Here is a 20,263-nt window from a genome sequence, read left to right as displayed (position 1 = left end):
GGTGGGCAACCACGACCATCACGGTCATCATCACCATGATCACAGTGCCGATCATGGTCACGATCATGGTGCTGGCCATGCGCACGTCCACGCACCCGCCAGTTTCGGCAAGGCGTTCGCGATCGGCATTTCGCTCAACACCGCGCTGGTCGTGGCCGAGGCCGTGTACGGCTACATCGGCAACTCTACGGCCCTGCTCGCCGACGCCGGCCATAATCTTTCCGACGTGCTCGGCCTGGTCGTGGCCTGGTGCGCGTCGATTGCGGCGCGGCGCGCGCCCAGCGGCCGCTTCACCTATGGCCTGCGCGCCTCCACCATCCTGGCGGCGCTGGCGAACGCGGTGTTCCTGCTGGTCGCAACCGGCGCGATCGGCTGGGAAGCGTTTTTGCGCCTGCGCGAACCGGAGCCGGTCGCCGGGATCACCGTGATGGTGGTCGCCGGCATCGGCATCCTCATCAACGGTTTTACCGCCATGCTGTTCGCGCGCGGACGCAAGGACGACATCAATATCGAAGGCGCCTATCTGCACATGGCGGCCGATGCCGCGGTCTCGCTCGGCGTCGTCATCTCGGCGGCGCTGATCATCTGGACCGGCTGGCTCTGGCTCGATCCCGTCACCAGCCTCGTCATCTGCGTCACCATCCTCTGGAGCACCACCAGCCTGCTCCGCGGCTCCATCGACATGTCGATGGCGGCAGCGCCCAGGGGCACCGACATTGCCGCGATCAAGATCCTTCTGCTGGGGAGGCCCGGTGTAACTGCGATCCACGATCTCCACGTCTGGCCGATCTCGACCACCGAGACAGCGCTGACCTGCCATCTCGTCATGCCCACCGGCGCCGCCGGCGATGCATTCCTGATGGAGACCGCGCAGATGCTGAAGAGCTCCCACCGCATCGGCCACACCACCCTTCAGGTCGAGACGCACCCGGACAATGGCTGCGCCTTGGCGCCCGATGATGTGGTGTAGCATTCGCCAGTCGCGACTCGTCATTGCGGGCGCAGCGAAGCAATCCAGACTGCCTCCGCGGACACAGTCTGGATTGCTTCGTCGCAAGAGCTCCTCGCAATGACGGGGACAGAGCGGCGCCTACGCCGCCTTCGCCGTGACGATCCAGATCGCGCCCTGCAACGCCACGCTCTGCCCCTTGAGGAACGGCGCGAGCATTTCGCGGATCGAGGCTTTTGCCGCGGCATACATCTCCGGAGGATGGCCCTGCAGCGCGCGGCTGGCGGGACCGATCTGGAGCGAGCCCTCGACCGCGGCATCGAGCCCGCCGCCGATCGCAACATCCATCGCGAGATTGTGCGGCTCCATCGCCACGTCGACGAAGCCCGCGCCTTTCAGGATGCGCGTCACGCGCTCTTCCGAGGCGAAGGCGAACGGGCCCGGCTCTTCCGGCCCGACCGGCGGCATCTTGGGAACGTGTTTGTAGACCGCCATCAACGGCGCCATCATCCAGGGATTTTCCTTCGGCTCGCGCCAACAGGCGAACGCCAGCCGTCCCGACGGCTTCAGAGCACGACGGAGATTGGTGAAGGACGCAATCGGATCGGCGAAGAACATCACGCCAAACCGCGAGGCCAGCAGGTCGAAGCTTGCCGGCTCGAATGGATAGACCGTCGCATCCGCCAGCACGAAATCGAGCGGCAGGCCTTTTGGCGCAAACGCTCGCGCCTGCGACAGCATCGGCTCGGAGACGTCGAGCCCGAGCGCGAAGCCATCAGGCGCGACAGCCTTCGCGAAGGCGAACGTGGTCGCGCCGGAGCCGCAGCCGACGTCGAGGACGCGCTCGCCCGGCGTCGGCCTGGCGCGGGCGATCAGCACGTCGGCAATGGGCCCGAGCAGGCTCTCCTGCGCCGCATGGCGATCGGCCCAGCGTTGTCCGCTGGGGCCGTTCCAGTAAGCGATCTGGTCGGCGTTCTGCTCGTGTCCGCTAGGGTGTTCCATTGGGGCCTCTGTGGCTCGGTATCGCCCGCCTGCGCCTATTGGCTTCGGCGCGGCAGCCTTCGTTCGCTTCGTGCCAATAAAGTGTGAGGCTGGCTCGCCGAGCCGAAGCTCGCGACGCGAGCAAAGGCTGGTGGGCGGTGAGAGATTCGAACTCCCGACCCTCTCGGTGTAAACGAGATGCTCTAACCAGCTGAGCTAACCGCCCCTCGCCGCTTCTTTATCCCCACCGAGCCCGAACGGGCAAGCGCGGAACTGCACTTCCTCGGCCTCAATCTCCCGGCCGGCCCGGCAGCAGTGGCACCGCGTCGATCCACACTGCCGCCGACTGACACCAGATCTGCCTGACGGGCCGCAATTTGTCGCGCTGGCGGATGCTGCCCCAGCGGATGCCCCAATCGTCCTCCTGGTCGCCCTCGCCGCTCGTGAATAGCGGGGAACCGCAGTCGGCACAGAAGTGCTGGAAGCGCATCCGGCCGTTGTCGCCGCGCTTGCCGTAGATCCTGGGCGTACCGGCCGTCAGCTTGACGTCGGACTTGGTGCAGATCGCCGTCACCCGGAACGGCGATCCCGTTAGGGTCTGGCAGTCCCGGCAGTGGCAGACCGACACCGTCTCGGGGTCGATCTCGGCTTCAAAGGTAATCTGGCCGCAATGGCATTGCCCGTCGATGTGCATTGTCATCCGCTGCCCCACAGCAAAAACGGCGCCCGAAGGCGCCGTTTTATCATCTTTTCGAGCTGCGATCTCAGTGAGCGGTCAGGCCACCGGCGGCTTCGTCGCCGTCCGGCTTCACCGTCACCTTGGTGTCCTCTTCCCAGACGATCGGCACCGGCTTCTTGACCAGCGCCTTGGCAACGACGTCGTCGAGGCGCGAGACCGGGATGATCTCCATGCCGCCCTTGATCGCATCGGAAATCTCCGTGAGATCCTTGGCGTTGTCCTCGGGGATCAGCACCGTCTTGATGCCGCCGCGGGCAGCAGCCAGCAGCTTCTCCTTCAGGCCGCCGATCGGCAGCACGCGGCCGCGCAACGTAATTTCGCCGGTCATCGCGACATCGTGGCGGACCGGGATGCCGGTCATGACCGAGATGATCGCGGTGGCCATCGCCACGCCCGCCGACGGACCGTCCTTCGGCGTCGCGCCTTCCGGCACGTGCACGTGGATGTCGCGCCGGTCGAACAGCGGCGGCTCGATGCCGTAGACGATCGCGCGCGAGCGGACGTAGGACGCCGCCGCCGAGATCGATTCCTTCATGACGTCACGCAGATTGCCCGTGACCGTCATCTTGCCCTTGCCGGGCATCATGACGCCTTCGATCGTCAGCAACTCGCCGCCGACATCGGTCCAGGCAAGGCCGGTGACGATGCCGACCTGCGGCTCGCTCTCGATCTCGCCGTAGCGGTACTTCGGCACGCCGAGCAGCTCTTCCAGAGTCTTCTCGGTGACCTTGACCGACTTCTTCTTGGAGATCATCAGCTCCTTCACCGCCTTGCGGGCGAGTGTGGAGAGCTCACGCTCCAAATTGCGCACGCCCGCTTCGCGGGTGTAGCGGCGGATCAGAAGCAGCAGCGCGTCGTCGTCGATCGAGAACTCCTTGGAGTCCAGGCCGTGCTTGGACACCGCGTTCGGGATCAGGTGCTTGCGCGCGATCTCGACCTTCTCGTTCTCGGTGTAGCCCGCGATCCGGATGATCTCCATGCGGTCCATCAGCGGCCCGGGAATATTGAGCGTATTCGCGGTCGTGATGAACATCACGTTGGAGAGATCGTAGTCGACCTCGAGATAGTGGTCGTTGAAGGTCGCGTTCTGCTCGGGGTCGAGGACCTCGAGCAAAGCCGAGGACGGATCGCCGCGGAAATCGGCGCCCATCTTGTCGATCTCGTCCAGCAGGAACAGCGGATTGGACGACTTCGCCTTCCGCATCGACTGGATGATCTTGCCGGGCATCGAACCGATATAGGTGCGGCGGTGACCGCGGATCTCGGCCTCGTCGCGCACGCCGCCGAGCGACACGCGCACGAATTCGCGCCCCGTCGCCTTCGCGATCGACTTGCCGAGCGAGGTCTTGCCGACACCAGGAGGGCCGACGAGGCACAGGATCGGGCCGGTCAGCTTGTTGGCACGCGACTGCACGGCGAGATACTCGACGATGCGGTCCTTGACCTTCTCCAGCCCGTAGTGATCGGCATCCAGAACCGCCTGCGCAGCTTCCAGATCCTTCTTCACCTTGGACTTCTTGTTCCACGGAATCGACAGCAGCCAATCCAGATAGTTGCGCACGACGGTCGCTTCCGCGGACATCGGCGACATCTGGCGCAGCTTCTTCAATTCATGCTGCGCCTTCTCGCGCGCTTCCTTGGAGAGCTTGGTCTTGGAGATCTTCTCTTCGAGATCGGCGAGCTCGTCGCGACCGTCGTCGTCGCCGAGCTCCTTCTGGATCGCCTTCATCTGCTCGTTGAGATAATACTCGCGCTGGGTCTTCTCCATCTGGCGCTTGACGCGCGAGCGGATGCGCTTCTCGACCTGGAGCACCGAGATCTCGCTCTCCATCAGGCCCAGCACCTTCTCCAGGCGCTGCGTGACCGACAGCGTCTCCAGGATGCCCTGGCGATCCGCGATCTTGACGGCGAGATGCGAGGCGACGGTGTCGGCGAGCTTGGCGAAATCGGTGATCGCCTGCACGACGCCGACGACCTCGGCCGAGATTTTCTTGTTGAGCTTTACATAGCTCTCGAAGTCGGACACGACCGAGCGCGCCATGGCCTCGGCCTCGACCGACTTCGCATCGGTGTCGGCGAGCGCAATCGCGGTCGCTTCGTAATAGTCGGCGCGATCGGTGTACTTCTGCACGCGCGCCCGCTCGAGCCCTTCGACCAGCACCTTCACGGTGCCGTCGGGAAGCTTCAAGAGCTGGAGCACGCTGGCAAGCGTACCGGTCTCGTAAATGGAATCGGGTGCCGGATCATCGTCGGACGCGTTCTTCTGCGTCGCGAGCATGATCAGCGCGTCGTTCTTCATCACCTCTTCGAGCGCGCGGATCGACTTCTCGCGGCCGACGAAGAGCGGAACGATCATGTGCGGGAAGACGACGATGTCGCGCAGCGGCAGCACGGGATAGGCGTGCGTTTCGCCATGAACGATGGTTGGCCTGGGTTTTGGATTGGTCATGGCCTTTTCCTTTTGCTTTGCCCCCTTGCACGCAGCCCGCCATGCTCATGCGCAACCGCCACAAGGTGCCGAGGTGATCCGCAAAACCGGTCGGTCCTTCTGAGGTTGGACCGGCCTGCCGGATCGGAACTGAGGCGAATCTTGAAGAGAATTTTTGCTCGCCGCCGACATTAGGTGGCTATCGACCCGGGGGGTGTCAAGTCATTGAAAGACGCGCGCCATCAGGCGCTTACGCACGCGAACAAGCGACACAACACCGGCTGCGGAGATATTTTCCGCAGCCCTTACCTGGGGAGACGATTGGAGCGTTCCAGCGCCGTAAAATCAGGCGCTGGCGTTCTCGACGGCGCGATCGGACCGATCGGCGTAGATGTAGAGCGGACGCGCCGTTCCTTCCACAACTTCGCGGGAAATCACGACTTCTTCCACACCTTCGAGGCCCGGCAGGTCGAACATGGTCTCGAGCAGGATCGCCTCAAGGATCGAACGCAGCCCGCGCGCACCGGTCTTGCGCTCGATCGCCCTGCGGGCCACCGCGCCAAGCGCCTCGTCGGCGAAGGTCAGCTCGATGTTCTCCATCTCGAACAGCCGCTGGTACTGCTTCACCAGCGCGTTCTTCGGCTCGACCAGGATCTTCTTGAGCGAAGCCTCGTCCAGATCCTCCAGCGTCGCCACGACGGGCAGACGGCCGACGAATTCCGGGATCAGGCCATACTTCAGGAGATCCTCCGGCTCGACGTGACGGAAGATTTCGCCGGTGCGGCGGTCTTCCGGCGCGAGCACCTGGGCGGCGAAACCGATCGAGGTCGACCGTCCGCGTGCCGAGATGATCTTTTCGAGGCCCGAGAACGCACCACCGCAGATGAACAGGATATTGGTGGTGTCCACCTGCAGGAACTCCTGCTGCGGATGCTTGCGGCCGCCCTGCGGCGGGACCGAAGCCACCGTGCCTTCCATGATCTTGAGCAGTGCCTGCTGCACGCCCTCACCCGACACGTCGCGCGTGATCGAGGGATTGTCGGACTTGCGGCTGATCTTGTCGATTTCGTCGATATAGACGATGCCGCGCTGGGCACGCTCGACGTTGTAGTCGGCGGCCTGGAGCAGCTTCAGGATGATGTTCTCGACGTCCTCGCCGACATAGCCGGCTTCGGTCAGCGTCGTCGCATCCGCCATCGTGAACGGCACGTCCAGGATGCGGGCGAGCGTCTGCGCGAGCAGCGTCTTGCCCGAACCGGTCGGACCGATCAGCAGGATGTTCGACTTCGCAAGCTCGACGTCGTTGTGCTTGGTCTGGTGGTTGAGGCGCTTGTAGTGATTGTGCACCGCGACCGAGAGGACCTTCTTCGCATGGTTCTGTCCGATTACGTAATCGTCCAGCACCTTGCAGATTTCCTTCGGCGTCGGAATCCCGTCGCGCGACTTCACCAGCGAGGATTTGTTCTCCTCGCGAATGATGTCCATGCAGAGCTCGACGCACTCGTCGCAAATGAAGACCGTGGGACCCGCGATCAGTTTGCGAACTTCGTGCTGGCTCTTGCCGCAGAACGAGCAATACAGCGTGTTCTTGGAGTCGCTCGTGCCGACCTTACTCATTCATGTCTCCGTCCGCGGTTCGATCCCGTCCGCTCGATCGCCCTATTCCGGCACGACAGCCGGTACAGTCCTTCAAATAGAGCAAATTCCGTACCAAAAAAGACCCTACGCGTTGCATGCCGTGCGAATCACGGTCACTCGATTCTCCGCGACCATAGCCGATCAGTCGTAGCGAACCATGCTGTCACCCGACTATCAAGAATTCGCTAATCGGGGGGCGCCGGCTACCCGTGACAATACCGTGATTTCCGGTCTTGGCACGGGCGAAGTGATCGAAATCACCCCGGCGTTGCTGGATTGCCACGAAAAACAGGCACGAAAGCGGAACTTTCTGCCTGTCGCAGGGCGCAAAACTGCGTTTTGCGACGCGCGCACGTGTCCTTAACGTGAACGCTCCCTGACGGTGCCGGCGATCCCGGAGGGTTCGCCGTCACAGTAGTGCTACGGAGTCTTCGGCGCCGCGGTTTCCTCGGCGCGCTTGTCGATGACCCTGTCGACCAAACCGAACTCCTTGGCGTCGCTCGCGGTCAGGAACTTGTCGCGTTCCAGCGCGTCCTCGATCGCCTTGTAGGTCTGGCCGGTGTGCTTCACGTAGATCTCGTTGAGCCGCTTCTTCAGGTTCAGGATTTCCTGGGCGTGCAGCATGATGTCGGTGGCCTGGCCCTGGAAGCCGCCGGAAGGTTGATGCACCATGATGCGCGCGTTCGGCAGCGAGAAGCGCATGTCCTTCTCGCCGGCGCAGAGCAGCAGCGAGCCCATCGAGGCGGCCTGGCCGGTGCACAGCGTCGAGACCGGCGGACGAATGAACTGCATGGTGTCGTAGATCGCGAGGCCCGACGTCACCACGCCGCCCGGCGAGTTGATGTACATCGAGATTTCCTTCTTCGGATTTTCCGCCTCAAGGAACAACAGCTGCGCGACGATCAGCGTCGACATGCCGTCCTCGACCGGCCCGGTCAGGAAGATGATGCGCTCTTTCAGAAGGCGCGAGAAAATGTCGTAGGCGCGCTCGCCACGGTTGGTCTGCTCGACCACCATGGGCACGAGGTTCATGTAGGTTTCAACCGGATCGCGCATGAGTCACCTAGGGTTTTGAAGAGGCGGACATCGCCAGGCCCGGCTGCCAGTCGGGGCTGGATCTGCCGGAAGGCCGATGGACGTCCCGTGATGCAGGAACTTGGTAGAAGAACTTGGTAGAAGCAGAAGGCGTAGCGACAGATATAGCCCAATTCGCGCCTGACAAGTGCGGAGCGAATTAAGGCTTAATCCGTGAGGCAGTTGAAGCTGATTCGTACAAAGAGGCCCAGCCGGCCACCTGGCTAGCTCGACCTCTTCGCTGATCATCCTTAATGCAAGGCTATCCCAAAGGCTCTCCTAAAGGCTCTTCTGGAGCCCTCAGGCGGCGGTCTTTTCCGCCTCGTCGTCCTTGTAGAGATCGTCGCGCGAGACCTTCTTCTCAGTCACCTTGGCAAGCTCGAGGATGAAGTCGACGACCTTGTCCTCATAGATCGGTGCACGAAGCTGGGCCAACGCTTGGGCGTTGCTGCGGTAATAGTCCCAGACCTCCTTCTCGCGGCCCGGCATCGAGCGCGCCCGCTCGATCACGGCGCGGCCGACCTCGTCGTCGGTCACGGAGATCTTGTTCTTCTCGCCGATCTCGGAGAGCACGAGGCCCAGCCGCACGCGGCGGTCGGCGATCTTACGGTACTCTTCCTTGGCGGCGTCTTCAGTGGTGTCCTCGTCGGCGAAGGTCTTGCCGGCGGAGTCCATCTCGGCCTTCACCGAGTTCCACATCAGATTGAACTCCTCGTCGACCAGCGAGGGCGGAGCCTCGAAGCGATGGGCCTCGTCGAGGCGGTCGAGCAGCGCGCGCTTGACGCGCTGGCGCGTCGCGGTCGCGAACTCGGCGACCAGCCGCTCGCGCGCCGCTTCCTTCAGCTTGTCCAGCGATTCGAGGCCGAGCGTCTTGGCGAACTCGTCGTCGATCGCGAGATCCTGCGGCGCCTCGATCAGCGTCGCGGTGGTCTCGAACTCGGCCGGCTGGCCGGCGAGCTTATCGTTCATGTAGTTCTTGGGGAACGCCACCTTCAGCGTGCGGGTCTCGCCCGCGCCGATCCCGATGAGCTGCTCTTCGAAGCCGGGGATGAAGGTGTTGGATCCGATCACCACCTGGATGCCCTCGCCGGCGCCGCCCTCGAAGGGCTCGCCGTTGATGGTGCCCTTGAAGGCGACGGTGACGCGATCGCCCGACTCGGCCTTGGCGCCCTCGCCCTTCGCGGCATAGCCGCGGTTCGAATCGGCGATGCGCTTGATCGCCTCGTCGACGTCGGCGTCGGTGACTTCGGCGACGGGCTTCTCGACCTCGAAGGTCTTGAAGTCGGCGAGCGCGATCGACGGCACCACCTCGATCGCAACCGTATAGGTCAGGTCGGTTTTGCCGTTGAGCAGCTCCTCGACCTCGGCCTGCTCGGTCGGCATGGTGATCTTGGGTTCGGTCGCAAGGCGGAAGCCGCGCTCGGAGAACAGCTGCGTGTTGGTGTCACGAATGGTCTGGTCGATGGTCTCGGCCATCACCGAGCGGCCATAGACCTTCTTGAGGTGCGTGACCGGCACCTTGCCGGGACGGAAGCCGTTGATGCGAACCTTGTCCTTGAGGTCGACGAGCTTGGCACCGGCCTTGGCGTCGAGATCAGACGCGGGAACGCTGATCTTGAACTCGCGCTTCAAACCTTCCGAGAGGGTTTCTGTGACCTGCATGGTGTCCAATCTTCTTCTCGTTCGGTCCCGGCGCGCATGCGTCGGGACGCTGTCATTAATCGATCCAGCGCGAGGCGAACGCCTCAACGCCGGTGGTTCATCGGACCGGCTTCCGGCGGACAAACATCCGCGCGGGAGCAGATCGCGTAATCCGTGCAAACGCTGAAAGCGCTTGGTGCGGGCGGAGGGACTCGAACCCCCACAACTTTCGTCACTGGAACCTAAATCCAGCGCGTCTACCAGTTCCGCCACGCCCGCGTAAATTTGCATCAAGACCGGCCGCGATGCCGCGGGCGGCGGGCTTATAGCATGTGCCCGCCTGTTCGCAGCAAAAAAATGGCCCGATAGAGGCAGCCTTCAACTAGGCACGACGGCTGGACTTATCCAGCACGGCGTGGTCGGGATCGGCCATGAGAATGCGGATTTTCGACCCGACGAGGCGCGAGGTTTTGGCCGGGCTTGGAGCGGGACTGGGCGCCTCTGCGGCCGGGCTGATGGCGGGCGGCGCAGTCCCGGCCACGACCGCCCAGCTCGCCCTTCAGGCAAGGCCGGCGACGCTGGCTCTGAGGCCGGGTCAGCCGGCTACACCGATCTGGGAGCTGGCCGCCGTAAGCCACCTCGGGGATGTCCGTCTCAAACGTGGCGATCGCTGCGAGGTGGTCTTCCGCAACGGCCTGCCTGTCCCGCTTGCACCAGTCTGGTACGGCCTCAATGGCCCGGACGCGGCCGACCCGCTTCGGGGTCGCGCCCCGACGGCCCCGGATGCGACGGAAACATCAATCATTTCAGTCCCAAATGCGGGGACCCTGCTGGCCGACTTCCGGCTGTTCGAGGACGGCCTGAAGCAGCCCGCGCGCCCGCTTCCGATCATCGCCACCGAGACCAACGCGGTCGCCGCCGATCGCGACGTGGTCCTCTTGATCGAGGAATGGCGGCTGCGGCCGGATGGGACCGCGCTTCTCCCGGGCCGGGACCCGAAGGACACGTCCCCGCTCTATACAATCAACGGAACGACTTCATTCGAACTCTCAGCTTCGGCGAATGAGCGGCTGCGGCTGCGCTTTATCAACGGCTCGCAACGTTCTGTTCTGGCGATCAAATTGGAAAGTCACGAGGTCCAGGTGCTGGCCCTGGACGGACAGCCGGCTGAGCCGTTCCCGGCTCGCAACGGCGCCCTGGTGCTGGCTCCCGGCGCACGCGCCGACGCCTTTGTCGATACGGCCACATCGGCCCCATTCCTGCTGCATGATGGCAAGGAGGCGCGCCAGGTCGGCCGCCTGACGGTCTCCGGCAAGCTTGAGCGGCGCGCGCCGCCGTCGCCGCCGCAGCCGCTCCCTCCGAATGACCTGCCCGAGCGACTCGATCTGAAAGGCGCCCTGCGGTTCGATGTCGCGCTCGGGGCAGCCGACGCCGGGTGGGTACGGCCCGCAAATTTCTCGACGTCCTCCGCCCCCGCTTTTCGCACCAAGGCCGGCCGCACCGTCGTGCTGGCGCTCAAGAACCCCGCACCCGTCGCCATCGTCGTCCATCTGCACGGCCACCATTTCCGCCTGCTCGACAAGCTCGACGACGGCTGGAAGCCCTATTGGCTCGACACGCTCGCGATCGAACCCGGCCAGACTCAGCGCATCGCGTTCGCTGCGGCCTCCCCCGGGCGATGGCTGATCGAAACCGTCGTAACCGAATGGGCCGCCCCGCGGCTGGTGCGCTGGTACGGGGTGGAGTGAGGGGCTCCGACTAGGCGTGCGGCTTGGCTGTGAGTTCGATCCCGAGCGCCTTCATCACCGCAATAGTCGTTTTCAGCGTCGGATTGCCGTTGGTGCTGAACGAGCGATAGAGCTGCTCGCGAGAAAGACCAGTCTCTTTGGCGATCTGCGTCATCCCCTTGGCGCGGGCGACGACCCCAAGTGCATGGGCGATATAGGCCGCATCCTCGGTCTTGAACGCCTCTTCCATGAACACGGCAATGGCCTCGTCGGACTGCAGGTCTTCGGCCGGGTCATAGGTCGTCAGCTTCTCGCCCATCTCATTCGCTCCACATCTCGGCAAGGCGCTTCGCCGCCTTGATGTCTTTCACCTGCGTGCTCTTGTCGCCCCCGCACAGCAAAACGATGATCGCGTTGCCCCGCTTCCGAAAATAGATGCGATATCCGGGCCCGTGATGAATACGCAGCTCGCTCACACCGTCGCCCACCGGTTCGACGTCGCCTGCGTGTCCATGAGCCAACCGACCCAATCGCGAAGCAATCAGCGCTCTGGCACGCTCATCCTTGAGACGTGATCGCCACTTCCGAAACGTCTCAGTCTGCTTTCAATCACATGTAGTTTTTAGACTACAATTGTTCACAAATCAAGTGGCCTACGCATCCAGAGGTACCGAGCGTCGGGTTCTTTCTCCTCGTTTCGGGTCCCGTTGGTCTGCTCGATCAACGTAAACTGGCGCGCTTCATAGAAGCGCCTTGCGCGCGCATTGCACTGGAAGGTCCAGAGCTCCAGCCGTTCGTTGGCATGCCTGGCGACGTCGAGAAGTTCGGCGCCAGTCCCCCGCCCTTGAACAGCAGGAAGCACGTAAAGCTGCTCGATCCAGCCGTCACGGAAAGCGATGATCCCGCTCAGTACATCGCCGTTGAAGCGTCCCCACACGCGGCACGTCGCGAACACATGCTCGCGGTAGAACCAGTGATCCTCGTCCGGCGTATGCAGCCCAGCGAGCCAGGGCATCGCATGGTTGAATGCAGCCCGGTGAACCTGCGCCGCCGCGCCCATATCGGTGAGCGCGAGCTGCCTGAGCATTAGTACTCGATCCCCAGGGCACCATAGATCCGCCGGTGCACGGCGGGCAGCGTCTCGGTGAGATCCTCCGCGATCAGGCCCGGCCCCGCCTCGCTGCCCGCTTCGCCATGCATCCAGACGGCGATGCTGGCGGCTTCGAACGCCGGGACGCCTTGCGCAAGGAGGCCTGCGATGATGCCGGCGAGCACGTCGCCGGCACCCGCGGTGGCGAGCCAGGGCGGTGCGTTGGCGGCGATGGTGGCGCGGCCGTCGGGCGCGGCAATCGTGGTGTCCGCGCCCTTCAGCAGCACGACCGCGCCGGAGCGTTCGGCGGCGGCGCGCACGCGCTCGATCTTCGAGCGCCCCGGATGTTTATTGCTGAGGTCGGAGAACAGCCGCGGGAACTCGCCCTCGTGCGGCGTCAGCACTACCGCCTTGTCCTGCGACGTCTTGATCGATTCGAACAGGCGCTCGGGATTGGCGGCAAAGCTCGTCAGCGCATCCGCGTCGAGCACCAGGCGCCGCTGCGCGTTAAGCGCCGTGTGGACGAGATCGCAGGTGCGCTCGCCGACCCCCGCGCCGGGGCCGATCATGCAGGTGTTGTAGCGCTTGTCACCGAGCAGCTCGCCGAACTCGATGGCGGTATCGACGGGGCGAACCATCACCGCGGTGAGCGCAGCTGCATTGATCGCCAGCGCATCACGCGGCGTAGCCAGAGTCACCAGGCCCGCGCCGGCGCGGAGCGCCCCGCGCGCGGCGAGACGCGCCGCACCGGTCGCGGCCGCATCGCCCGAGACCGCCAGCACATGGCCTCGCGCGTATTTGTGGCCGTCGATGCGCGGCACCGGAAAGGCGGTGCCCCAGAAGTCCGGATCGTTCTCGAAAATCTGCGGCGCGATCTCGTCCAGCACCTGCGCCTCGATGCCGATGTCGGCGACGCGGACGTGGCCGCAATGCATGCGCCCCGGCAGCAGCAGATGCGCCGGCTTCTTGCGGAAGAAGGTGACGGTCTCGGTGGCGTTCACCGCCACGCCCAGCACGGCCGCGCTGGTGCCGTTGATGCCGCTTGGCAGATCGACCGCGAGCACCGGCGCACCGTTGGCGTTGATCGCCTCGATCATCTCACGTGCCTCGCCGTCGACCGGACGGCTGAGGCCCGCGCCGAACAGCGCATCGATGATCAGCGCCGGTCGCCCGATCGCCTGCGGGTTGAACGGGAGCACCGGGTGTTTCCAGCCCCGTGCGGCCGAGGCCGCATCGCCCTGGAGCTGGTCGCGCTCGCACATCAGGATGACCGAGACCTCGCGGCCTTGCGCGGCGAGCTCGGCGGCTGCGACAAAACCGTCCCCACCGTTGTTGCCGGGGCCGGCCACGATCAGGATCGGCCCCTCCTCCACCAGCGCGTTGGCGGCCTCGGCGACCGCCTGGCCAGCACTGAGCATCAGCTTGAAGCCGGGGGTGCCTGCCGCAATGCTGAGCTGGTCGGCACGCTGCATTTCGGCGTTGGTCAGAACTTCCATGCCACTTCCCTGTCCAAAAGCCTTTTCAAGAGGCACGTTCTGCGTCGGGCGATCCGACGGAACAATGATCTGCACAAATATTGGACCGTTTGCCTATTCCGTAGTCTGCGGTATTTTGTGCGGGTCGGCGCCACCTATCAGAGCTGCACGTTAAAAGGCTGATAACGCTCCAATAATCAGGGCATTTGCAACTTGGCATAGACCCTGCTTTCGCGGAAGTCGCTTCGGTTCGTCGTGCTCACTGGCATTTATCAGGGTGTGGCCGGCCGTTGTTGCCGGACTGGTCAGGGATCCCGGCATAGCGAAGACAAGATCGTGCGTTATGAAAAGCGCATCCTGACGAAGACGTTGCTATTTGTTCGAAAGGCCGGGAGGCGCGCAGTGAAGAAGATCGAAGCCATCATCAAGCCATTCAAGCTCGACGAGGTGAAGGAAGCGCTTCAGGAAGTCGGCCTTCAGGGCATCACCGTCACCGAAGCCAAGGGCTTCGGCCGGCAGAAGGGTCACGCCGAGCTGTACCGCGGCGCAGAATACATCGTCGACTTCCTGCCCAAGGTGAAGATCGAGATCGTGATCGGCGACGATCTGGTCGAGCGCGCCATCGACGCAATCCGCCGCGCAGCGCAAACCGGGCGCATCGGCGATGGCAAGATTTTCGTCTCCAACATCGAAGAGGCGATCCGCATCCGAACCGGCGAATCCGGGCTGGACGCTATCTGAGCCGGGTGCTATCCCGCATTTTGCGACATTCTGACAAGAAATAGGCTGCTTCGGCGGCCTCATTTTGTTTGTGCCTCGCGCGCCTCAAGAAGCGTGAACACGGTCGCTTGAAGCTTGGAAACCGACCCGCAGAGCCAAAAGGGGTATGCATGAAGACCGCCAAAGACGTCCTGAAATCGATCAAGGACAACGACGTCAAATACGTCGACCTGCGCTTCACCGATCCGCGCGGCAAGTGGCAGCACGTCACCTTCGACATCAGCATGATCGATGAAGACATTTTCGCCGAAGGAACGATGTTCGACGGCTCCTCAATCGCCGGCTGGAAGGCGATCAACGAGTCCGACATGTGCCTGATGCCCGATCCGGTGACCGCGACGATCGATCCGTTCTTCGCCGAGACCACCATGGTCATCACCTGCGACGTGCTCGAGCCGACCACCGGCGAGCCCTACAACCGCGACCCCCGCGGCATCGCCAAGAAGGCCGAGGCGATGGTGAAGTCGATGGGCGTCGGCGACACCGTGTTCGTCGGCCCCGAAGCCGAGTTCTTCGTGTTCGACGACGTGCGCTTCTCCGCCAATCCCTACAGCACCGGCTTCCGCCTCGACTCCTCGGAGCTGCCGACCAACTCCGACACCGAATATGAAGGCGGCAACCTCGGCCACCGCGTCCGCACCAAGGGCGGCTACTTCCCGGTGCCGCCGCAGGACTCCGTGCAGGACATGCGCTCGGAGATGCTCGGCGCCATGGCCAAGATGGGCGTGAAGGTCGAGAAGCATCATCACGAAGTCGCTTCCGCCCAGCACGAGCTCGGCATGAAGTTCGACACGCTGACCTTGATGGCCGACCACATGCAGATTTACAAATACTGCATCCACCAGGTTGCGCACATCTACGGCAAGACCGCCACCTTCATGCCGAAGCCGGTCTTCGGCGACAACGGCTCGGGCATGCACGTGCACCAGTCGATCTGGAAGGACGGCAAGCCGGTGTTCGCCGGCAACAAATACGCCGACCTGTCGGAGACCTGCCTCCATTACATCGGCGGCATCATCAAGCACGCCAAGGCGATCAACGCCTTCACCAACCCGTCGACCAACTCCTACAAGCGTCTGGTCCCGGGCTACGAGGCTCCCGTGCTGCTCGCCTATTCCGCGCGCAACCGCTCGGCCTCCTGCCGCATCCCCTACACCGCTTCGCCGAAGGCCAAGCGCGTCGAGGTGCGTTTCCCCGATCCGCTCGCCAATCCCTATCTCGGCTTCGCCGCGATGCTGATGGCCGGCCTCGACGGCATCAAGAACAAGATCGATCCGGGTCCGGCGATGGACAAGGACCTCTACGATCTGCCGAAGGAAGAGCTGAAGCAGATCCCGACCGTGTGCGGCAGCTTGCGCGAGGCGCTGGAAAACCTCGACAAGGACCGCGGCTTCCTCAAGAACGGCGGCGTGTTCGACGACGACTTCATCGACGCTTACATCGAGCTGAAGATGACCGAAGTCGCCCGCTTCGAAATGACCCCGCATCCGGTCGAGTTCGAAATGTACTATTCGGGCTAAACGGCCCGAACGACCGCGACACACGAAAGGCGCCCCTCGGGGCGCCTTTTTTGTTTGTGGTCCTCGACTTTCGTTCTGTGTCTGACTCCACTTCGTTCTCAAAGAACGAATCGGAATCGAGAAAACCGGCGCGCACCATTTCTTGATAACTGGTTTATTACGCCCGAGAGATCGAGGCCGCCTTCACGCCGTCACCCGACAGCGACTGGATTTGCTTCGCTGCGCTCACGATGACGATGGTTATGGGCCTCGGCGCGCTCCGCAGCTACGCCGCCGCGCGCTGCTTCGCCACCATAGCCTCACCGAACGCCTCGAACAGTTTTCGGTTGATCGGATTGTGCTGCGGGTCGTATTCGGCGTGCCATTGCACCCCGAGCGCAAAGGCCTTGGCTTCCGCGATGCGGATTGCCTCGATGGTGCCGTCCTCGGCGATGCCCTCGATCAGCACGCGCTTGCCGGGATCGAGGATGCCCTGGCCGTGCAGCGAATTGACCCTGATCTTGTTACAGCCGAGCAAGTCTGCGAACGCGCCGCCCGGCGTCAGATCGACGTCGTGACGATCGGCGAACACCACGGTCGGATCGGGATGGATCTCGCCGTTCTCGAGCCTCGGCATGCGATGGTTCATACGGCCCGGGATTTCGCGGATCTCGGGATGCAGCGAGCCGCCGAAGGCGACGTTCATCTCCTGGAGGCCCCGGCAGATGCCGAACAGCGGGATGCCGCGGGCAACGCAGGCGACCGAGAGCGCCAGCGCCACCTCGTCGCGGTGGATGTCGTAGGGCTCGTGCGCCTCACACGGATCGACGTTGAAACGGGTTGGGTGGACATTGGCGCGAGCACCGGTGAGCACGATGCCGTCGACAGTGTCGAGCAGCGCGCCGATATCGGTGATATCGGGCGAGCCCGCGAACATCACCGGCAGGCCGCCGGACACCTCGGCCACGGCGCGCAGATTACGCTCGCCGACCATCTGGACCTGAAATCGATTTTCAACGCGATGGGCGTTCCCGATCACGCCGACGACCGGCTTTCTCATCTCCCGTTCAGACCTTTCGCCGAAGACGATTCTCCAAACATGCCCCTGGGATGGAACAAATTCAACAGAAGGGTACGCGGGACGGCAATGCTATTTTCGCGCAAATGGCCGGGCGGAGGACGGGCATGGCCCCCTCTCTCGCCGGCGTCCGTGGCCCGCAGGGCCAAGGACGCGTCAATCGCGCCAGAGCCTGGCTTGATCCGAGGCGGGATTTCGCGAAAGAGTGCCTGCCTGCCGCCTTCGCATAGGAGCCGATGTGACCATTCCCGCAGATGAACGGCCCCGGACCCGCACCGATCTGGCCTGGGCGATCTCGGTCGGGGGCATCGGAATCGTGCTGTTCGCGGCAATGCTGGTCTTCACCTGGTATTTTGCAGCTACCCTGCTCCTGATCTTCACCGGAATGCTGCTCGGCGTCGGCCTCAACGCGCTGACCAACGCGCTTGGCCGCCGCGTGCACCTGCCCCACGCGGTCCGGCTCGCGATCGTCTGTGCCGCGCTGGCGGTAATGCTCGCAGGCGTTGCTTATCTCGGCGGCGCCACCATTGCCGAGCAGGCCTCGCTGCTGAGCAAGACAATCAAGTCGCAGATCACCAACGTCCGGTCCTTCCTCGAAAACCATGGGATCGACACCAGCTTCTTCGATCTCGGCAACGCCGCACCCGCTGCCTCCACCGATGCGACGCCGACGCCCGCCCCGACCCCGGGCTCGCACGGCGGATTGCCGGGCGCAGGCGCGCTGGCCTCGAGCGGCGGGGCGATCGTGAGCCAGACCTTCAAGCTGCTGCTCGGCACCATCAGCGCGGTCGGCAACATCTTCATCGTGCTGTTCCTGGGGCTCGCCTTCGCCGCCCAGCCCGCGGTCTATCATGACGGCCTGTTGTTTCTCGCGCCGGCCAGGCATCGCGCCCGCATCACCCTGATCATCGACGGTATCGGCGAGACGTTGGAGCGCTGGCTGATCGCGCAGATCATCGTGATGCTTGCGGTCGGCGTGGTGACCTGGATCGGGCTCGTCCTCATCGGCATTCCCGGCTCGTTCATCCTGGGGATTCAGGCAGGCCTGCTCGCCTTCATTCCGACGGTGGGCGCCATCATAGCCGGCGTCGTGGTCGTGCTGGCGAGCCTCGCCTCAGGATGGATTCCGGCGCTGTCGGCCTTTCTCCTCTTCATGGGCGTGCACGCCATGGAGAGCTATGTGCTGACGCCGATCCTTCAGCGGCAGGCACTGGACATTCCGCCGGCCACGCTGTTCGCGTTCCAGATCCTGCTCGGCGTCGTGTTCGGAATCTGGGGCCTGGCGCTGGCGCTGCCGCTGGTCGCCATCGCCAAGGTGATGATCGACCATTTCAAGACGTATGAAGCGCCGCCTCTGGCGGAGGCGGCCTGAGCCGCCTCAGGTGGTGAGCACGGTTTCGGTGTGCTCGACCTCGGGGGGTGCCGCGAAATACTGGCCGACGAGGCCGCGCCATTCGGTGAAATTCTCGGAGCCGCGGAAATCGACGGTATGGCTCTCGAGCGTTTCCCACTTCACCATCAGACGATAGCGCTGCGGCTTCTCGATCGACTTGTGCAGCTCGAAACCGTGAAAACCCTTGGAGCGGCCGAAAGCGGCCTTGGCCTTGGCGACGGCGGCCTCAAAGTCCTTCTCGCTGCCCGGCTTGACGTCGATTTGCGCGATCTCGGTGATCATCTGTTTCCACCCATTTTGTTTGATGGGCGTGTCTACCGCAGCCCGCGACAAAGAAAAAGGCGCCAAAACGGCGCCTGCCCGGTCCAAAAATGCAGATCACTCAGGCGAACAGCAAAACGGTGCCCGCCACTGTCAGCGCACAACCGGCGAACAGCGCGAGCGGCCAGTAATTGCGGCCTTGCGTGTAACGCCCCTGGGCGCGGCGCTCGGTGAATCGAATGGTAAACAGGGGATTACCGCGAGGCCTCCTTTGCCTAGGCCGTCGCCGGTTGTGTCTTGGATTGCGTGTTGGGCACGCCGATCCGAGCGGCGCTCTGGCGGCGCCAGTTCTCCAGCGACAGTGGCAGCTCCTCCGCCGATTCGACGCGGTTTCGGCCGCCGCGCTTGGCTTGGTAGAGCGCGGTGTCGGCCGAGGCCAGCAGCACTTCGAGCTCGGTGCCGGCCGGACCGCCGGCGACGCCGATGCTGACGGTGGTGTCGACCGGGCCCTCGTCGACGACGACGCCGGAGGTCTCGAAGGCCTCACGCACGCGCTCGGCGACCAGCACGCCCTCCTCCAGCGAGCAGGGCAGCAGAGCGGCGAACTCCTCGCCGCCGATGCGACCCGACATGTCGCTGATGCGCAGATTGCTGACGACGACGGTCGAGAACAGTTTCAGCATCTCGTCGCCGGCGGGATGGCCGAAGCGGTCGTTGATCGACTTGAAATGATCGATGTCGAAGATCATCACGGTCACGGGACGGCCGGCCTTGGCCTCGCGCTCGATCACGCGTCCGCAGGCTTCCGAGAAGCCGCGGCGGTTGAGCATGCCGGTCAGGGGATCGGTGGAGGCGGCGGTCCGGTGCGCGGTGACGGTGCGCTCGGACACCAGCATGAAGATCACGAACACGGTGCCGACGGCATAGAGCACGAGCTCGACCGCGAACACAGTGACCCAGATGCTGGTGGAGAAGCCGGCATCGTTCGGGCGCAGGAAACTGCCGAGCAGGATCGGCAGCATCAAGACACAGCCGTGCATTACCGGAACCACGAAGGCCGGCCAGCGCCGTTGCAGGCTCTTGCGCCGCTCGACCCAGAGCTCGCTCGCGGTCAGCGCCGCATAGACCGAGACGATGCCGGCGCCGACGATCATGCGCAGCATGGACGCGGTGGGATCGAGCAGTGTGGCGGCAGCGGCCCAGGCGAGCGCGCCGACCAGGAGTCCCGGCCAGTTCGGCTTGCGGCCGTGGAAGACGCGCGCCGCATTCCACACCATGCCGCAGGCGACGAAGCCGACCGCGTTCAGCGCAAGGTAAAGATGCGGCCCCAGTCTGTCGCCGGCCGCCGTCCAGAGCGCGACCGATGCGGCGCCGAGCAGATACGCGGTGCCCCACCATTTCAGCGCAGGGCTGTTCTCCTGCCTTCCGAAAAATACCATCATGGCGCCGAGCAGTGCGGCGACCATGGTCGCGACCAAATAGAGCGTGATGCTATCGAGCGACATCATGT

The 20,263-nt window shown here is 63.9% G+C and carries 17 protein-coding genes, 2 tRNA genes and 1 pseudogene; 5 read left to right on the top strand and 15 right to left on the bottom strand.

What is annotated here, in order from left to right:
* Nucleotide 1: 1 nt before the first annotated feature.
* Nucleotides 2-970, top strand: a complete 969-nt coding sequence (locus ABIB91_RS17030; protein ID WP_354164081.1) for a cation diffusion facilitator family transporter — start codon at nucleotides 2-4, stop codon at nucleotides 968-970.
* Nucleotides 971-1,090: 120 nt separating this feature from the next.
* Here the strand turns inward: ABIB91_RS17030 and ABIB91_RS17025 are convergent, their stop codons facing one another.
* The 8 genes from ABIB91_RS17025 to ABIB91_RS16990 form a co-directional block, all read right to left on the bottom strand.
* A complete protein-coding gene (locus tag ABIB91_RS17025; protein WP_354164079.1) occupies nucleotides 1,091-1,951 on the bottom strand; it encodes a class I SAM-dependent methyltransferase in 861 nt (286 codons plus the stop codon).
* 128 nt (nucleotides 1,952-2,079) lie between these two features.
* Nucleotides 2,080-2,156 (bottom strand) — tRNA-Val (locus ABIB91_RS17020).
* A 63-nt stretch (nucleotides 2,157-2,219) separates the two neighbouring features.
* Nucleotides 2,220-2,624 (bottom strand): GFA family protein, encoded by a 405-nt coding sequence (locus ABIB91_RS17015; RefSeq protein ID WP_354164312.1) that lies wholly within the window; start codon nucleotides 2,622-2,624, stop codon nucleotides 2,220-2,222.
* Between the two features lie 70 nt (nucleotides 2,625-2,694).
* Nucleotides 2,695-5,118 carry an endopeptidase La gene (gene lon / locus ABIB91_RS17010; protein WP_007603504.1) on the bottom strand — a complete coding sequence of 808 codons (2,424 nt, stop codon included), beginning with the start codon at nucleotides 5,116-5,118 and terminating at the stop codon, nucleotides 2,695-2,697.
* Between the two features lie 324 nt (nucleotides 5,119-5,442).
* Complete coding sequence (clpX, locus tag ABIB91_RS17005) at nucleotides 5,443-6,714, bottom strand: ATP-dependent Clp protease ATP-binding subunit ClpX (protein WP_007603503.1); 1,272 nt, start codon at nucleotides 6,712-6,714, stop codon at nucleotides 5,443-5,445.
* 441 nt (nucleotides 6,715-7,155) lie between these two features.
* Nucleotides 7,156-7,791 carry an ATP-dependent Clp protease proteolytic subunit gene (locus tag ABIB91_RS17000; protein WP_007603501.1) on the bottom strand — a complete coding sequence of 212 codons (636 nt, stop codon included), beginning with the start codon at nucleotides 7,789-7,791 and terminating at the stop codon, nucleotides 7,156-7,158.
* Between the two features lie 318 nt (nucleotides 7,792-8,109).
* The gene (gene tig, locus ABIB91_RS16995) at nucleotides 8,110-9,471 is read right to left on the bottom strand and encodes a trigger factor (protein ID WP_219682229.1); all 1,362 of its coding nucleotides are present in this window, start codon (nucleotides 9,469-9,471) and stop codon (nucleotides 8,110-8,112) included.
* A gap of 173 nt (nucleotides 9,472-9,644) precedes the next feature.
* Nucleotides 9,645-9,729 (bottom strand) — tRNA-Leu (locus ABIB91_RS16990).
* A 152-nt stretch (nucleotides 9,730-9,881) separates the two neighbouring features.
* Between ABIB91_RS16990 and ABIB91_RS16985 the strand changes: the two genes are divergently transcribed.
* Nucleotides 9,882-11,198 (top strand): multicopper oxidase family protein, encoded by a 1,317-nt coding sequence (locus ABIB91_RS16985; RefSeq protein WP_354164075.1) that lies wholly within the window; start codon nucleotides 9,882-9,884, stop codon nucleotides 11,196-11,198.
* Between the two features lie 10 nt (nucleotides 11,199-11,208).
* On the opposite strand, the gene ABIB91_RS16980 is transcribed toward ABIB91_RS16985, so the two are convergent.
* From ABIB91_RS16980 to ABIB91_RS16965, 4 genes and pseudogenes are all read right to left on the bottom strand, one after another.
* Complete coding sequence (locus ABIB91_RS16980; protein ID WP_007603498.1) at nucleotides 11,209-11,496, bottom strand: addiction module antidote protein; 288 nt, start codon at nucleotides 11,494-11,496, stop codon at nucleotides 11,209-11,211.
* Between the two features lies 1 nt (nucleotide 11,497).
* Nucleotides 11,498-11,782 (bottom strand): annotated as a pseudogene (locus ABIB91_RS16975) (type II toxin-antitoxin system RelE/ParE family toxin); the annotation flags it as partial.
* Between the two features lie 32 nt (nucleotides 11,783-11,814).
* Entirely contained in the window at nucleotides 11,815-12,264 is a 450-nt protein-coding gene (locus tag ABIB91_RS16970; RefSeq protein WP_354164073.1) for a GNAT family N-acetyltransferase, read from the bottom strand.
* The gene (locus ABIB91_RS16965) at nucleotides 12,264-13,763 is read right to left on the bottom strand and encodes an NAD(P)H-hydrate dehydratase (protein ID WP_354164071.1); all 1,500 of its coding nucleotides are present in this window, start codon (nucleotides 13,761-13,763) and stop codon (nucleotides 12,264-12,266) included. The genes ABIB91_RS16970 and ABIB91_RS16965 overlap by 1 nt, the downstream gene beginning before the upstream one ends.
* 381 nt (nucleotides 13,764-14,144) lie before the next feature.
* On the opposite strand from ABIB91_RS16965, the gene ABIB91_RS16960 reads away from it, so the two are divergent.
* Complete coding sequence (locus ABIB91_RS16960) at nucleotides 14,145-14,483, top strand: P-II family nitrogen regulator (protein WP_007603495.1); 339 nt, start codon at nucleotides 14,145-14,147, stop codon at nucleotides 14,481-14,483.
* A 149-nt stretch (nucleotides 14,484-14,632) separates the two neighbouring features.
* The gene (gene glnA / locus ABIB91_RS16955; RefSeq protein WP_007603494.1) at nucleotides 14,633-16,042 is read left to right on the top strand and encodes a type I glutamate--ammonia ligase; all 1,410 of its coding nucleotides are present in this window, start codon (nucleotides 14,633-14,635) and stop codon (nucleotides 16,040-16,042) included.
* A gap of 265 nt (nucleotides 16,043-16,307) precedes the next feature.
* Here the strand turns inward: glnA and ABIB91_RS16950 are convergent, their stop codons facing one another.
* Nucleotides 16,308-17,081, bottom strand: coding sequence for a gamma-glutamyl-gamma-aminobutyrate hydrolase family protein (locus ABIB91_RS16950; protein WP_219682233.1), 774 nt, complete (start codon nucleotides 17,079-17,081; stop codon nucleotides 16,308-16,310).
* A gap of 256 nt (nucleotides 17,082-17,337) precedes the next feature.
* Here ABIB91_RS16950 and ABIB91_RS16945 point away from each other — a divergent pair, with 256 nt between their 5' ends.
* Complete coding sequence (locus ABIB91_RS16945; RefSeq protein WP_219682234.1) at nucleotides 17,338-18,471, top strand: AI-2E family transporter; 1,134 nt, start codon at nucleotides 17,338-17,340, stop codon at nucleotides 18,469-18,471.
* Between the two features lie 6 nt (nucleotides 18,472-18,477).
* On the opposite strand, the gene ABIB91_RS16940 is transcribed toward ABIB91_RS16945, so the two are convergent.
* Both ABIB91_RS16940 and ABIB91_RS16935 read right to left on the bottom strand, forming a co-directional pair.
* A complete protein-coding gene (locus ABIB91_RS16940) occupies nucleotides 18,478-18,774 on the bottom strand; it encodes an antibiotic biosynthesis monooxygenase family protein (protein ID WP_007603488.1) in 297 nt (98 codons plus the stop codon).
* 254 nt (nucleotides 18,775-19,028) lie between these two features.
* The gene (locus ABIB91_RS16935) at nucleotides 19,029-20,261 is read right to left on the bottom strand and encodes a GGDEF domain-containing protein (protein ID WP_219682237.1); all 1,233 of its coding nucleotides are present in this window, start codon (nucleotides 20,259-20,261) and stop codon (nucleotides 19,029-19,031) included.
* Nucleotides 20,262-20,263: the final 2 nt, after the last annotated feature.

The organism is Bradyrhizobium sp. JR4.3, from assembly GCF_040547695.1.
Classification (GTDB): domain Bacteria; phylum Pseudomonadota; class Alphaproteobacteria; order Rhizobiales; family Xanthobacteraceae; genus Bradyrhizobium; species Bradyrhizobium canariense.
Note: the sequence above shows the minus strand (reverse complement) of the source record. Positions and strands in the feature narration are given on the sequence as shown.

Bases quoted from the DNA above. Each gene is read 5' to 3' on its own strand.
- ABIB91_RS17025 (WP_354164079.1), bottom strand. From the start codon at position 1,951: ATGGAACACCCTAGCGGACACGAGCAGAACGCCGACCAGATCGCTTAC.
- ABIB91_RS17015 (WP_354164312.1), bottom strand. From the start codon at position 2,624: ATGCACATCGACGGGCAATGCCATTGCGGCCAGATTACCTTTGAAGCC.
- lon (WP_007603504.1), bottom strand. From the start codon at position 5,118: ATGACCAATCCAAAACCCAGGCCAACCATCGTTCATGGCGAAACGCAC.
- clpX (WP_007603503.1), bottom strand. From the start codon at position 6,714: ATGAGTAAGGTCGGCACGAGCGACTCCAAGAACACGCTGTATTGCTCG.
- ABIB91_RS17000 (WP_007603501.1), bottom strand. From the start codon at position 7,791: ATGCGCGATCCGGTTGAAACCTACATGAACCTCGTGCCCATGGTGGTC.
- tig (WP_219682229.1), bottom strand. From the start codon at position 9,471: ATGCAGGTCACAGAAACCCTCTCGGAAGGTTTGAAGCGCGAGTTCAAG.
- ABIB91_RS16985 (WP_354164075.1), top strand. From the start codon at position 9,882: ATGAGAATGCGGATTTTCGACCCGACGAGGCGCGAGGTTTTGGCCGGG.
- ABIB91_RS16980 (WP_007603498.1), bottom strand. From the start codon at position 11,496: ATGGGCGAGAAGCTGACGACCTATGACCCGGCCGAAGACCTGCAGTCC.
- ABIB91_RS16970 (WP_354164073.1), bottom strand. From the start codon at position 12,264: ATGCTCAGGCAGCTCGCGCTCACCGATATGGGCGCGGCGGCGCAGGTT.
- ABIB91_RS16965 (WP_354164071.1), bottom strand. From the start codon at position 13,763: ATGGAAGTTCTGACCAACGCCGAAATGCAGCGTGCCGACCAGCTCAGC.
- glnA (WP_007603494.1), top strand. From the start codon at position 14,633: ATGAAGACCGCCAAAGACGTCCTGAAATCGATCAAGGACAACGACGTC.
- ABIB91_RS16950 (WP_219682233.1), bottom strand. From the start codon at position 17,081: ATGAGAAAGCCGGTCGTCGGCGTGATCGGGAACGCCCATCGCGTTGAA.
- ABIB91_RS16940 (WP_007603488.1), bottom strand. From the start codon at position 18,774: ATGATCACCGAGATCGCGCAAATCGACGTCAAGCCGGGCAGCGAGAAG.
- ABIB91_RS16935 (WP_219682237.1), bottom strand. From the start codon at position 20,261: ATGATGTCGCTCGATAGCATCACGCTCTATTTGGTCGCGACCATGGTC.